Raw genomic sequence first — 13809 nt, forward strand, 5'->3', positions numbered from 1 at the left:
CGGTTTCGCCAATCGCCAACGTTGCAAGACGGAAAACTGCGCCATCAGCCTTGGCCCGGCACCACCAGCACCTTGACCTCGCCCGGCGCCGGCGGATTGGCGATCACGTTCGGTACCTCTTCGAGGCTGACCTGCTTCGAGATCAGCCGGTCGATCTCGATCGCGCCGGAGGCAATCAGCTGCGCCGCCCTTCCATGCGTGAACGGGTTGAGGAAGGAGCCGAGCACCTTCAGTTCGCGAAACAAGAGATCGAACGGCTCGATTCCCACCTTCATGCCTTGCGGCACGACGCCGACGATCACCACCGTGCCGCCCGCCTTTGCCATGCGCATCGACTGCTCGACCGTGTCGCGGACGCCGGCGCATTCCAGCACCACGTCGACGCCGCCGGGCGCCAGGCCATTCGGCCCGACCACGGCCGCGATCGGGTCGCCGGCGCTTGGGTCAATCGTCGCGGTCGCGCCGAGTTCCTCGGCGAGCGCGCGACGCGAAGCCTGCCGGGTCGACAGAATGATGGTCGCCGCGCCCGCGAGCTTGGCCAACTGCACGACGAGCAGGCCGATGACGCCGCCGCCCAGCACCACGACCGATGCGCCCGGCCGGATCGCGGCCAGGTCGACGCCGTGCAGGCAGCAGGCGAGCGGCTCGCAGAAAGCGCCATGCGGCGGCTTGAGGTTTGCGGGCAGTCGGAAGGCTTGGCTTTGCGGCATCAGCACGTAATCGGCGAAGCCGCCGTCGCGGTGGATGCCGATGGCGCGCAGATTGCTGCAGAGATTGACGCGGCCGGCATGGCAATGGGCGCAGCGCCCGCAGGCAATGTTCGGATCGCCGGTGACGCGGTCGCCGACGGCAATGCCCGACACCGCCGCGCCGACCGCTTCGACGATGCCGGAGAACTCATGGCCGAGCGTCACCGGCGGCGTGCAGGGAAATTCGCCATGGAAGAGGTGGCGGTCGGTGCCGCAGACGCCGCAGGCCTCGATGCGCACCAGAACGTCCTCAGGCCCGGGAACGGGTTTTGCGACCTCGCGCAACCCGATCTTACCTACAGCTTCCAGCCGCACGGCTCTCATGGGTATCCTCAATTGAATTTGGGCGGCTGCGAGAGATCGGGCGCTGGCGCCGTCGGCTTGGCCGGCGCATCGCCGAAGCTCGGCGGCTGCGACAGATCGGGCGCCGGCGCCGCCGGCTTGGCCGGCGCATCGCCAAAGCTCGGCGGCTGCGACAGGTCGGGCGTGCCGGGTGCCGCCGGCGCGCCGCCATTGGATGGCGCAGCTCCATTGTTGTTCGCCGGGGGCGTGCCGAGCGGCGACAGCGAAGGCATGTCGGGCAGCCTGAGGTCGATGGTGCTGGGCTCCACCGCGGCGCCCTTGTAGCGCATGACCATCTGCGGGAAGGCGATGGTCAGCCCGATCATGATCACCTGGATCAGGACGAACGGCACGGCGCCCCAATAGATCTGCCCGGTGCTGATCGGCGCGATCTGCTTGCCGGTGATCCTGTCGAGGTAGGGCACGCGGGCCGCGACCGAGCGCAGGTAGAACAGCGCGAAGCCGAAAGGCGGGTGCATGAAGCTGGTCTGCATGTTGACGCCGAGCAGCACGCCGAACCAGATCAGGTCGATGCCGAGCTTGTCCGCCGCCGGCGCCAGCAGCGGCACGATGATGAAGGCGAGTTCGAAGAAATCGAGGAAGAAGGCAAGCACGAAGACCAGGATGTTGACGCCGATCAGGAAGCCGGTCTCGCCACCGGGCAGCGATATCAGCAGGTGCTCGACCCAGATATGGCCGTTGACGCCATAGAAGGTCAGCGAAAACACGCGCGCGCCGATCAGGATGAACAGCACGAAGGCGGAAAGCCGGGTCGTCGAGGCCAGCGCCTGGTTGATGACGTCCATCGTCAGGCGGCCCTTCATTGCCGCCATGATGAGCGCGCCGACGGCGCCCATGGCGCCGCCTTCCGTCGGCGTGGCGATGCCGAGGAAGATGGTGCCCAGAACCAGGAAGATCAGCGCCAACGGCGGGATCAGCACGATCACCACCTGCTGCGCCAGCTTCGACATCATGTTGATACGGAGCCGCTGATCGAGGATGGCGACGACATAAATGATGATGACGCCGACGGCGAAGCCGAGGATGTCGGCATTGTCGCCGTGGGTCGGCGCAAGATAGCGATAGGCCGCGTATGAAATCGCGCCCGTCACCACAACTGCCACCAGCAGAGATATCACACCGTGGCCGAGCGTACGCGCCTCGAGCGGCAGCGCCGGCATCGAGTTCGGCCGGACGATCGACATGATCAGGATGTAGAGCATGTAGATGCCGGTGAGCACGAGGCCGGGGATCAACGCCCCGGCATACATGTCGCCGACCGAGCGTCCCAGCTGGTCGGCCAGCACGATCAGCACCAGCGACGGCGGGATGATCTGCGCCAGCGTGCCGGAGGCGGCGATGACGCCCGAGGCCACGCGCCGGTCGTAGCCGTAGCGCAACATGATCGGCAGCGAGATCAGGCCCATGGCGATGACCGAAGCGGCCACCACGCCGGTCGTTGCGGCAAGCAGCGCACCGACGAAGATCACCGCATAGGCAAGCCCGCCGCGGATCGGCCCGAACAGCTGCCCGATCGTGTCGAGCAGATCCTCGGCCATGCCGGAGCGCTCCAGCACGATACCCATGAAGGTGAAGAACGGTATCGCCAAGAGCGTGTCGTTCGACATCACCCTGGTGCCGTAAAAATTGTCGGGAAGCGCATGCAGCAGCGGCCAGGCAAGGTTGATCGACCCGCCGGAATAGGGCGACAGCACGACACCGATGAAGAAGAACATCAGCCCGTTGGCGGCAAGCGAGAAGGCTACGGGGTAGCCGATCAACAGGAAGATGACCAGCGAGGCGAACATGATAGGCGCCATGTTCTGCGCGATGAATTCGATCACGAGCGCACCTCGCCCGCGTGCGCCTTGGCTTCCTCGGCCAGCGCCTTGGCCTCGAGCTCGGCCTGCTCATGGGCCGAGATGAAAGGAGTGGGATCGTCCATGTCACCACGCATGATGGCGATCTTCTTGATGATTTCGGAAATCCCTTGCAGCGCGAGCAGGAAGAAGCCGACCAGCAGGATGGCCTTGGCCGGCCACACGATCAGGCCGCCGGCATTGGTCGACATCTCGCCGCTGCGGAAGGAAAGCGACACATAAGGCACGAAATAGATCACCATCAGCACCACGAACGGCATCAGGAAAAACAGATGGCCGAAGAGGTCGATCCAGTGCTGCACACGGCGCGAGAACATGCCGTAGACGATGTCGATGCGGATATGGTCGTTCTGTTTCAGCGTGTAGGCGGCGGCCAGCATGAAGGCGGCCCCGAACAGGTACCACTGCAGCTCCAGCCAGGCGTTGGAGGAGATGTCGAACACCTTGCGGATGACGGCATTGCCAGCGCTCACCAGGATCGCGAGCAGGATCAGCCACGACACCCAGCGGCCGATGAACTCGTTGATGCGGTCGATCGTCCTGGATAGAGCGAGCAGCCCTGCCATGCATAGTCCTCCCTGGTACCGGCAGCGCGCCCGATTCCCCCTCCGGTGTCGCGCTGCTTGGCCCAACGATATGCAGTGCGTGGTCCGGCAGGTCAACATGACAAAGCGACGGCAAACAGATCGGCAAGCCGCTCAGAGGCGGAATGCCGCCGCATGACGCCACGTCATGCAACCAAAGTCTGGGAGCTCAGGCGATCTTGGCCTGGTCGCGCCCGGCGCCGATCAGCACCAGCATGGCGACGAGGAAGAGATAGATCCAGGCGTCGCGCCATTCGAGCGGGAAATAGCCGGCCCAGAGCGATTCCGCCATACCGAAGGCCGCGGCACCAAGCGCCGCCTTGAGCGGCGACAGATAACCGCCGACCGCCGTCACGAACAGGATCTTGAGGCCGTAGACCAGCCCGGTGCCGAAGGAGACATTGCCATAATAGAGACCGGCAAGCACGCCGGCCAGGGCGGCGCAAAAGCCGCTGAACAGCACGGCGCGGCGGAACACGGCGGTGACGTCGATGCCGCACATCGCCGCCGCTTTCGGGTCGTCGGAGACGGCGCGCCAGGCGCGGCCGAAATGCGAATGCGAGAACAGCCAGGCCGCCAGCGCCACCACCGCGATGATACAAGCGCAATCGAGCAACTGGATGACGGTGAGCGTCACCTTGAAGCCGTCACCCTGGGCAAAGATGACGGGGTTGGCGAGCATCGGCGGCAGCCATAGGTCATGCGTGTCGGCGGCGATGCGGCTCGCTTCCGACAGGAAGATGAGAATGCCGAGCGTCGTCACCACGATGGCGTTGGGCGAGCGGTCGGCGAGCCTCTCGAAAACGCTGCGCGACAGGACGTGGCTGATCAGCGCGGCATAAAGCACGGCGGCGGCGACGCCGAGCACTACCGCGGCGGCCAGCGTCAGCCACAGCGCCTGATAGCCGAAGGCGGCGGTCAGGATCATCGTCTGGCCGCAGAAGGCGAACAACGCGCCGTAAGCCAGGTTGGTGCGATGCAGGATGCCGTTGGTCAGCACATAGCCGAAGGCGAGCAGCGCATAGAGAGCGCCCGAATGCAGCCCGTTCAGCACCTGCTGGAAGAAATAGAGCATGCGATATCCTACAGGTCGTATGACGCGACCCCGCCGGACCGTTGCACTCGGAATCTAACTTGTCAAATGCGTTTTATCGGTTAGATTTCTATCATGACGGTTTCCTGGACCCCGCACCGCTTCACCGGCGGCATCCTTGCGCTCGACACGGCGAACACCGTCGTGCTGCGCAACGATCCGCAAAAGTCCTTTGACCGTTTTGACGATCCGGCCGAGATCGCCCGCTTCGCCGAGGCGGCGAGCGGCTTTCGCGCGGCCGAGCTCGGCGGCCGAAGGCTGCAGGCGCCGGAGCCGGGCGAGATAAAGCCAGCCGTCGTCTCGATTCGCGAAGCGACCGACCGCCTGTTTCGCCATGCCGTATCGAACGGCGCGATTGCGACCAGCCACTTGCCGGACTTCCTCACGGCCTGCGCCGGCGGGCTGTCCGGCAGCGCGACCGAGATCGGGGTGCCGGGCCAGCCTTTCGGCGATCCGCAAACGCCAATCGCCTTCGAGGCGGCTTTGGCCGTCTCGGCGCTGTCGCTTCTGCGCGACGAAACGGTGGCGAGGCTGAGGATCTGTCCCAATTGCAGCTGGCTGTTCGTCGACCGCAGCCGCAACGCCAGTCGCCTCTGGTGCGACATGGCGGTTTGCGGCAACCGCCAGAAGGCAAACCGCTATTACCGCCGCCGCACAGCGGCGAGGGAGGTCAGCAATGCTTAGGAAATTGTCGCGTTCGGCTCTGGTCGGCGTCGCCTTGATCGCTGCATTCGCGCTTGGCGCCTGCCGCGACACCGGCAAGGAGCAACTCTTCGCCATCTCCGGCAAGCTGTTCGAGTTCAATTACCGGCTGGCCATCGCCACCTATGTCATCACGCTGAAGCCGCTGCGGCCGATGGTCGACGGCCAGATCGCGGTGGTGAGCTTCCAGAACCCGGCCGGCGGTGATCCGCTCGTCGTCAACCAGAAGATCTGGCCGAAGCTGCCCCATATCACGCTCACCAGCCCGCCGCTCTCCTGCGTGGTCAAGGACAAGCCTTACAAAGTCTCGATCCGCATCCAGGATGCCAGCGGCACATTGCTGCAAAGCATCGACACCACCATGACCTCGTCGGAGGATCAGACGATGCTGCCGGACCGGCCGCTGGTGATCGGCCCGAATTACGAGCTCAACCCGGACCTTGCCGGCCATCCTGACGGCAGGCTGCCCGATGCGCAGAAGCCGGATTGCTCGAAAGCGACCTGAAACGCCCAGCGCTCACGAAATTTTTGTTCCTCGGGAAGCGGTTAGCGCGGTCTTGCATGCGCCGTCGGCCACTCGCCAGACCGTTTGTTGCGTGTTATTTGGCCTCTGCGATTTTGTTTGACCTCTCCGCCAAGGGAAGAAAGACTGCGGCGTCCCACTCCGACGTTGGCTGCCTGATTTGAGCCGCCTCCGCAGAGGAAATACCTGATGACGCTGCACGACGTCGCGCTCGACGACAAGTTCGACCTTGGCAAGGAGCGCGTCTTCCTGTCCGGCGCGCAGGCGGTCGTGCGCATGCTTCTGATGCAGCGCGAGCGCGACCGCCGCGCGGGCCTCAACACAGCGGGCTTCGTCTCCGGCTATCGCGGCTCGCCTTTGGGCGGCCTCGACATGCAGCTGTGGCGGGCCAAGAAGCAGCTTGCGGCTGCCGACATCGTCTTCCAGCCCGGCCTCAACGAGGAACTCGCCGCCACCGCCTGCTGGGGTTCTCAGCAGACCGAGTTGCTGGGCGAGGGCACGCATGACGGCGTCTTTTCCGTCTGGTACGGCAAGGGGCCGGGCGTCGACCGTTCCGGAGACGTCTTCCGCCACGCCAATCTTGCCGGCTCGTCCAAGCACGGCGGCGTGCTTGCCCTGATGGGCGACGACCACATGGCCGAATCCTCGACGAATGCGCATGCCACCGAATTCCTGTTCGTCGACACCATGGTGCCGATCCTCAACCCGGCAGGCGTCCAGGAGATCATCGACTACGGCCTCTACGGCTTTGCAATGTCGCGCTTCGCCGGCACCTGGGCGGCGATCAAATGCGTCAAGGACAACATCGAATCGACCGCCTCGGTCGACGCCTCGATCGAGCGTCTGGGCATCGTCATTCCCGAATTCGACATGCCGCCGGGCGGCCTCAACATCCGCCACGAGATCGACATGCTTGGCCAGGAAGAGCGGCTGCACGAGTACAAGCGCGCCGCCGCCTCCGCCTTCATCCAGGCCAATGGTCTCAACCGCATCGTCTATTCCGGCGGCCGCAATCCCAAGCTCGGCGTCATCACCATCGGCAAGAGCTATCTCGATGTCCGCCAGGCGCTGGAGGATATCGGCATCGACGAGGCGGCCGCCAACCGCATCGGCATCCGCCTGTTCAAGGTCGGCTGCCCGTGGCCGCTCGACTTCCAGCACATCGCCGAGTTCGCGCGCGGCCTCGACACCATCGTCGTTGTCGAGGAAAAGCGCTCTTTGATCGAGGTTCAGCTGCGCGAGAACCTCTACGGCACCGCCACGCAGCCGGTGATCGTCGGCAAGAAGGACGAGCGCGGCGACTGGCTGTTTCCGGCCAAGGGCGCGCTCGATCCGAACGAGATCGCCATCGCGCTCGGCGAACGGATTCTGCGCACCATCGGCCCGTCGGAAGAAATCGCCGCGCGGCTGGCGAAGCTGCGCCAGTTCCAGGCGATGCTCGCAGACACTGTCGATATCGGCTCGCGCACGCCTTTCTTCTGCTCCGGCTGCCCGCACAATTCCTCGACCAAAGTACCGGACGGCTCGATCGCCGCCGCCGGCATCGGCTGCCATTTCATGGCGCTGTGGATGGACAGGAATACGGTCGGCTTCACCGCCATGGGCGGCGAGGGCGCGCAATGGGTCGGACAGGCGCCGTTCTCGAAGCGCGACCACATCTTCCAGAATCTCGGCGACGGCACCTATAACCATTCCGGCGTGCTGGCGATCCGCTTCGCGCTGTCCTCCGGCGCCAACATCACCTACAAGATACTCTACAACGACGCCGTCGCCATGACCGGAGGCCAGCCGCATGAGGGCGGCCTGACCGTCGACATGATCGCCAGACAAGTGCGCGCCGAGGGCGTCGAGCGCATCGCCGTCGTCACCGACGAGCCCGACAAATATGCCGGCAAGGCCGATTTCCCGGCCGGCGTCAGCATCCATCACCGTGACGACCTCGATCTCGTCCAGCGCGAGTTGCGTGGGCTCAAAGGCGTTTCCATTCTCATCTACGACCAGACCTGCGCCGCCGAGAAACGCCGGCGCCGCAAGCGCGGCACCTTCCCCGATCCGGACAAGCGCGTCTTCATCAACGAACTGGTCTGCGAAGGCTGCGGCGATTGCGGCGTCCAGTCGAACTGCGTCTCGATCCAGCCGGTCGAGACCGAATTCGGCCGCAAACGCCGGATCGACCAGTCGAGCTGCAACAAGGACTTCTCCTGCCTCAACGGCTTCTGCCCGTCCTTCGTCACCGTGCATGGCGGCAAGATCAGGAAGGCAGAGGGCATTGCCGGCAAGGCCGATCCTCTCGACGGCGTGCCCGCGCCGGCTGAATTCCGCATGGGCACCCAGGGCTGGGCGGGGATCATCGACGGGGTCGGCGGCACCGGCGTTGTCACCGTCGGCGCGGTGCTCGGCATGGCCGCGCATCTTGAAGGGAAGGGCTGCGGCATGATCGACATGGCCGGCCTCGCCCAGAAGGGCGGCTCGGTCTTCACCCATGTCCGCATCGCCCCGACGCCCGAGGATATCCATGCCATCCGCGTTTCGGCCGGCAAGGCCGACCTTGTGCTCGGCTGCGATCTCGTCGTCTCCGGCGCCAAGAAGGTGCTGGGCGCGGTGCGCGAGGGCCACACGATCTTCCTCGCCAACACCGCCGAGATCATGCCCGGCGAATTCACCCGGTCCGCCGACTTCTCGCTGCCGGTCGAGCGGCTGAAGAAGGCGATCCGGGCGGCGGCCGGCGACGACAAGGCGCATTTCTTCGACGCCACCCGCACGGCGACGGCTTTGTTCGGCAACTCGCTGGGCGCCAACATGTTCATGCTCGGCTTCGCCTTCCAGCATGGCGGACTGCCGCTTTCCGCCGAAGCCGTTGAAAAGGCGATAGAATTGAACGGCGAGGCGGTGCCGATGAACATCGCGGCCTTCCGCTGGGGCCGCCGCGCCGCGCATCAGCCCGATTTCGTGCGCGGCCTGGTCAGCCAGACGGACAAGCCGGCTTCCCGACCGGCGGAGACGCTGGACGATGTCATCGCCCGCCGTGTCGCCTTCCTTACCGCCTATCAGAACGCAGCCTATGCCAGGCGTTACGCCGACCGCGTGGCGACGTTGCGCGCCGCCGAAGCCAAGGCCGTGCCCGGCTCGACCGCAGTGACCGAGGCCGTCGCCAGGAACCTCTTCAAGCTGATGTCGATCAAGGACGAGTATGAGGTGGCGCGGCTCTACACCGACGGCACTTTCGCCGCCGACCTCGCCAAGCAGTTCCAGAGCTACGACAAGCTCGAGTTCCATCTCGCGCCGCCGATCCTCGGGCGGCGCGGCAATGACGGCAAGCCCCGCAAATCGAGCTTCGGCCCGTGGATGATGAAGGGCTTTCGGCTGCTGGCGGCGATGAAGGGCCTGCGTGGAACCGCCTTCGACCTTTTCGGCTACACGGCCGAGCGGCGCATCGAGCGGCAGTCGCTGAGGGCATACGAAGCCGATCTCGAGCTGATCGCCGGCGCGCTGGCGCCGGGCAGGATGGAAGCGGCGACGGCCCTGGCCTCCGTGCCGGCGCTTATCCGCGGCTACGGCCATGTCCGGCAGGCCAGCGCCGACAAGGCGGCGGGCGAGCGCTCGCGTTTGATCGAGCGTTTGAAGCAAGCCCCCGCGGAGCCTTCGCTTCGGGCGGCGGAGTGATCGCGCCGGCGCGTTGACGCCGCGCCAAAATCCCGAATCCCTTATCCGTCCTGCTTATAGCAACCCTCTGCAACCGTCGCCGCGCGCCGTTCTAAGCCTTTCTTAAGGCGGGGTGTGGCATGACAAGGCGTAGTGTTGGGCCGAGTGTATGGGCAGAGCGAAGACCGAGAGCATCCCGGCGGACGTCTATATCCAGTTCGTGCGGGCATTGTTCGACAACGCCGGCATGGTGGCGATCGGCGGCGTATGCTACTGGATTGTCGGTTTCATGGTCTACCTGCGCACGCAGGATGTGCTTTATCTGGCTTTGGCTTTCGTTCTGCTATCGGCCAGCCTCTGGCGGTACTTCAGCATCCAAGGCTTCCATAGAGCGGGCGGCACCATAGCAAGTGTCGCAGAGGCAGAAGCGATAGAGCGCAACTACATTATCAAAGGCAGCGCGCAGGGCCTCGCATTGGGGTCATTCTGCTTCGTGTCGATCTACCTGCGTCCTGACCAGTTTGGTGAACTGGCGTCCGTGTCGTTGTCGTTGACGACCCTGGTAACGGTTGTCGGGCGAAGTTACGGGTCCATGCGCATGGTCCAGATTTTTTCCTTGACCCTCGTCGGGCCGGCGGCTCTTGCGCTCATCCTGCGTATGGATATGGCTTCTGTCGTCCTCGGCTTGATGATCATCCCGCTGACGTTCGTCACGATCAGCAGCGCTGACCATGTCCGCAACGTGCTCTTCTCCGCGGTCATCGGCCACAAGCAGGCGAGGAACCTGACGCGCCGGTTCGACCGCGCGCTCAACACCATGTCGCACGGCCTGGTCATGCTAGGCCCGGACGGGCGCGTCGCGGTGGCCAATGCCGAGGCTGCCCATCTGATGTCGCTGAAATCGTCCGAGGCGCTGCTCGGGCGCTCGATCCACAGCCTGCTGATGCGCGGCGTTGCCGGCGGCATGCTGGCGCCAAAGGACTGCCGCTACATCGAGGCGCAGCTGACGCGCGCCTTGCGCGAAGGCCGCGACCGCAAGGTGCTGGTTTCGCTTGCCAATGGCCAGCACTATGAATTTTCCGCGCGCGAAGGCAGCCAGGAATTGGGCGTCATCACCTTCGAGGACGTGACGGCCCGCGTCGAGGCGGAGGAAAAGATCCGCTTCATGGCGCGCTACGACAATTTGACGGGGCTGCCGAACCGCGCCTATTTCAACGAACTGGTCGGCGAAGCCATGGCGTCCGGCGACCGCGACCGGCTCTGCGGCCTCGCCGTGCTCGACCTCGACGATTTCAAGAGCGTCAACGACACACTCGGCCATCCGGTCGGCGATGGGCTGATCTATGCCTTGGCCGAGCGGCTGGCTGCGGTCGCTGGGCCAGGCATCAATGTCAGCCGTTTCGGCGGCGACGAGTTCATGGTCTTCTTCGACCGCATCGAGGACGAGAGCCATCTCAACGATTTGCTCGACGAGATCTTCGTCAACCTGCAGGGGGAGGTGGATGTCGCCGGTCACAGCCTACGCATCCAGGCCAGCGGCGGCGCCGTGTTGTCCAGGGTCGAAGACACCGATGTCGACGCCATGATCGTCAAGGCCGACCTTGCCCTCTACAAGGCCAAGGAGCTCGGCAAGAACAGCTGGCGGCTGTTCGAGGCATCAATGGATGCCGCGTTCCGCAATCGCCAGCTGATGAAGGCCGACCTGCGCAATGCCGTGCAGGCCAGGGAGTTGCGCGTCGTCTACCAGCCGATCGTGGCCACCAGCACCATGCGCATCGCCAGTTGCGAGGCGCTCTGCCGCTGGGACCATCCCGATCTCGGCCCGATCTCGCCCAGCGTCTTCATCCCGCTCGCCGAGGAGATGGGCATCATTGCCGACATCAGTACTTTCGTGTTGCAGGCGGCCTGCGCCGAATGCGCCAAATGGCCGACGCAGACCAGCGTATCGGTCAACCTTTCGGCCAAGGATTTCCGCAACCGCGACGTGGTGCAGAAGGTTCGTGACGCGCTGGCGGCGTCAGGCCTTGCGCCGCACAGGCTCGAAATCGAGGTCACCGAGACCGCCTTGCTCGACGACAAATCGCTGACGCGCGAGCTGATCGAAGAGATGAAGACGCTTGGCGTCCGCATTGCGCTCGACGATTTCGGCACCGGCTATTCCAGCCTCAGCTATTTGCACAAGCTGCCGCTCGACAAGATCAAGATCGATCGCTCCTTCCTGATCGATTTGAACCAGAACCGGCAGTCGCTCGATCTTCTGAAGGGCATCGTCGGCCTGTCCCGGACGCTGGGTCTTTCTGTCACCATCGAAGGGGTCGAAACGTTCGAGCAGCTGAAGACGCTGGTCCATCTGGTCAAGCCGGACTTCGTGCAGGGCTTCCTCTTCGGCGCCGCGCTCAGCGCGTCGGGCATCGAGACGATGTCGAGTGTCACGTGGCCGTTTGCAGCGGATCTGTATATCGCCGGCAAACGGACAGCCAGCTGAACGCTATTGCGTTCAAAAAACAGATCGAATGTTCACCCAATGAAAGGATGACAGCTCGGGCGCTGTCTAAATCCGCCACGTCCTGGTGCGCGCAGCACCTGATTTCAGAATCACCGCGGTGATCGCCGCCAGTTCGGATCAGACAACCCGGCTGCACGATCCTGCATTTTTCACATGAGATCGCCGAACGATTCACGGCCGTTAAGGTTAACAACCGGTAAACCAGCGATATCGAATTTTCAGCTTGTGTCTCATTTCAACTCGAATAGCTTATTTATAAGCGGAATTCGAGGACAGACTATGGTTGTTGCTAGAAAGAGCGCGTCGGTCGACGCCAGCGCTAGAATCGACTCGGCGCTCAACCGATCCATGATGCAACTGCTGGATCATGTCGAATATCGTCTCATCACCGGGGGTGAAGATCAGGAGGCGATATACCGGCTCCGCTACAATTCCTATCGGCGCTCAGGTATGTGTGGTCCGATCGCGAGCGGTATGTTCGAGGATCGCTGGGATAATCTGCCCAACGCCTACCGGTTCGGTGTCTATTGCTATGGCCAATTGGTCAGCACACTGCGTTTCCATTATATTACCAGCGAGTGCCCGTTCTCGCCCTCCGTCGATGCCTATCCGGAAATATTGAGGGAGCGGCTTGCGCGCGGAGAAACCTTCATCGATGGAACCCGGTTCGCAGCCGATCCTGCCAGCGCACCGTCGCCCGGAGTGATACCTTTCCTGACACTCAGGATTGCCATGGTCGCCTCCTGTTATTTTGGCCAGGACTCGGTGCTGACGCCGGTCAAGATGGAGCATTCCGCTTTTTACGTTCGTTACTTTCAGGCCGTGCAGAGGACAGAGGCTAAAGTATTTCCGGGCGTTCTTCCCCCGCTCGCACTGTTCGAAATCCCGGCCGGCGAAAACATGCGCCTGACGCTCAAACGATTGCCGTTCTTCAGATCGACGCCGATGGAGCAGCGGATGATGTTCGGCAATCCGGCCATCAACCGGCTGACGCCCCTCACCATTCTGCCGACGGCGAAATACTACCGCGCCGCTGCCTGAAGACAGGCCATGAACCTTTCGCCGGCGGCGGCGTTGTCAGAGCAATTCCAGGAAAAGTGTGAGCGGTTTTCCGTCCGGAATTGCGTCGATACAAGCTCCGCAGCCCGGTCTGCCCAGGCGATCGCGCCTGTCATAAGAAAGGATCCCGCATGACCATCCACTCGCTCGCGCTGACGCCGCTGATCTCGCTGATCGCCGGCGTGCTGATCCTTGTGATGCCTCGGCTCCTCAATTACATCGTCGCGCTTTACCTGATCGTTGTCGGCCTGCTCGGCCTTTTCCCTCATCTCGCCGGCTGAAATCCCGCGCCGGCCGCGTCGACATCGCGCAGCATTCGATTTCAACTTTCGTTTGAGGCTGTTGTCGCGGACTGTGCGGCAATAGCGCCATTGCTCTTGGTTCGGCTTTTCGCTATGTGCCTCGAAGGCATTTTCGAAGGGGTACTTCCATGGCTGATCACACGCCGACCGGTCCTGTCGAGCTGGGCGCGCAGATGGACTATGCCGAGCACGACCGTACCTACAAAGGCTTCCTCGGTCTTGCCAAATACGGCTCGCTGTTCTGTGCCGCCGTCCTTATTGCAATGGCCTTCGGTTTCTTCGTCGGCGGCTTCTTCTCGGCGACCATCCTGTTCATCCTGATCATGGCCGTCGGCACTCTCATTCTGCGGTAGACTTCCCAAGCCCATTGCCCTCGACGTCGCCGGACGTCCGGCCGACGCCTTGCGCAGTCAAGGTTCCAGCCGAA

11 protein-coding genes are annotated in these 13809 nt (G+C 63.7%); 7 read left to right on the plus strand and 4 right to left on the minus strand.

The genetic code is table 11. From position 1 onward, the window contains the following. Positions 1-44: 44 nt before the first annotated feature. From LB525_RS16075 to LB525_RS16090, 4 genes are all read right to left on the minus strand, one after another. Positions 45-1073 carry a zinc-dependent alcohol dehydrogenase family protein gene (locus LB525_RS16075; protein ID WP_224545342.1) on the minus strand — a complete coding sequence of 343 codons (1029 nt, stop codon included), beginning with the start codon at positions 1071-1073 and terminating at the stop codon, positions 45-47. A gap of 8 nt (positions 1074-1081) precedes the next feature. Continuing rightward, complete coding sequence (locus LB525_RS16080; protein ID WP_224545343.1) at positions 1082-2935, minus strand: TRAP transporter large permease subunit; 1854 nt, start codon at positions 2933-2935, stop codon at positions 1082-1084. Next, positions 2932-3537, minus strand: a complete 606-nt coding sequence (locus tag LB525_RS16085) for a TRAP transporter small permease subunit (RefSeq protein WP_224545344.1) — start codon at positions 3535-3537, stop codon at positions 2932-2934. The genes LB525_RS16080 and LB525_RS16085 overlap by 4 nt, the downstream gene beginning before the upstream one ends. 187 nt (positions 3538-3724) lie before the next feature. Beyond that, positions 3725-4630 carry a branched-chain amino acid ABC transporter permease gene (locus LB525_RS16090; RefSeq protein WP_224531558.1) on the minus strand — a complete coding sequence of 302 codons (906 nt, stop codon included), beginning with the start codon at positions 4628-4630 and terminating at the stop codon, positions 3725-3727. A 93-nt stretch (positions 4631-4723) separates the two neighbouring features. On the opposite strand from LB525_RS16090, the gene LB525_RS16095 reads away from it, so the two are divergent. The 7 genes from LB525_RS16095 (at position 4724) to LB525_RS16125 (ending at position 13735) form a co-directional block, all read left to right on the plus strand. Beyond that, complete coding sequence (locus LB525_RS16095; protein ID WP_095769381.1) at positions 4724-5332, plus strand: CGNR zinc finger domain-containing protein; 609 nt, start codon at positions 4724-4726, stop codon at positions 5330-5332. Then, complete coding sequence (locus LB525_RS16100; protein WP_224531556.1) at positions 5325-5855, plus strand: hypothetical protein; 531 nt, start codon at positions 5325-5327, stop codon at positions 5853-5855. Before LB525_RS16095 ends, LB525_RS16100 begins: the two co-directional genes overlap by 8 nt. A gap of 207 nt (positions 5856-6062) precedes the next feature. After that, the gene (locus LB525_RS16105; protein WP_224545345.1) at positions 6063-9536 is read left to right on the plus strand and encodes an indolepyruvate ferredoxin oxidoreductase family protein; all 3474 of its coding nucleotides are present in this window, start codon (positions 6063-6065) and stop codon (positions 9534-9536) included. Between the two features lie 148 nt (positions 9537-9684). After that, complete coding sequence (locus LB525_RS16110; RefSeq protein ID WP_224545346.1) at positions 9685-12000, plus strand: putative bifunctional diguanylate cyclase/phosphodiesterase; 2316 nt, start codon at positions 9685-9687, stop codon at positions 11998-12000. A gap of 369 nt (positions 12001-12369) precedes the next feature. After that, a complete protein-coding gene (locus LB525_RS16115) occupies positions 12370-13062 on the plus strand; it encodes an N-acyl amino acid synthase FeeM domain-containing protein (RefSeq protein ID WP_224545347.1) in 693 nt (230 codons plus the stop codon). Between the two features lie 149 nt (positions 13063-13211). After that, entirely contained in the window at positions 13212-13361 is a 150-nt protein-coding gene (locus LB525_RS16120) for a DUF3096 domain-containing protein (RefSeq protein WP_023729728.1), read from the plus strand. Positions 13362-13510: 149 nt separating this feature from the next. After that, the gene (locus tag LB525_RS16125; RefSeq protein ID WP_095769375.1) at positions 13511-13735 is read left to right on the plus strand and encodes an aa3-type cytochrome c oxidase subunit IV; all 225 of its coding nucleotides are present in this window, start codon (positions 13511-13513) and stop codon (positions 13733-13735) included. Positions 13736-13809 lie beyond the last annotated feature (74 nt).

The sequence above is a fragment of the Mesorhizobium sp. CA16 genome (genome assembly GCF_020165175.1).
Classification (GTDB): domain Bacteria; phylum Pseudomonadota; class Alphaproteobacteria; order Rhizobiales; family Rhizobiaceae; genus Mesorhizobium.

Coding starts and splice junctions, on each gene's coding strand:
- LB525_RS16075 (WP_224545342.1), bottom strand. CDS start 1,073: ATGAGAGCCGTGCGGCTGGAAGCTGTAGGTAAGATCGGGTTGCGCGAG.
- LB525_RS16085 (WP_224545344.1), bottom strand. CDS start 3,537: ATGGCAGGGCTGCTCGCTCTATCCAGGACGATCGACCGCATCAACGAG.
- LB525_RS16090 (WP_224531558.1), bottom strand. CDS start 4,630: ATGCTCTATTTCTTCCAGCAGGTGCTGAACGGGCTGCATTCGGGCGCT.
- LB525_RS16095 (WP_095769381.1), top strand. CDS start 4,724: ATGACGGTTTCCTGGACCCCGCACCGCTTCACCGGCGGCATCCTTGCG.
- LB525_RS16100 (WP_224531556.1), top strand. CDS start 5,325: ATGCTTAGGAAATTGTCGCGTTCGGCTCTGGTCGGCGTCGCCTTGATC.
- LB525_RS16105 (WP_224545345.1), top strand. CDS start 6,063: ATGACGCTGCACGACGTCGCGCTCGACGACAAGTTCGACCTTGGCAAG.
- LB525_RS16110 (WP_224545346.1), top strand. CDS start 9,685: ATGGGCAGAGCGAAGACCGAGAGCATCCCGGCGGACGTCTATATCCAG.
- LB525_RS16115 (WP_224545347.1), top strand. CDS start 12,370: ATGATGCAACTGCTGGATCATGTCGAATATCGTCTCATCACCGGGGGT.
- LB525_RS16120 (WP_023729728.1), top strand. CDS start 13,212: ATGACCATCCACTCGCTCGCGCTGACGCCGCTGATCTCGCTGATCGCC.
- LB525_RS16125 (WP_095769375.1), top strand. CDS start 13,511: ATGGCTGATCACACGCCGACCGGTCCTGTCGAGCTGGGCGCGCAGATG.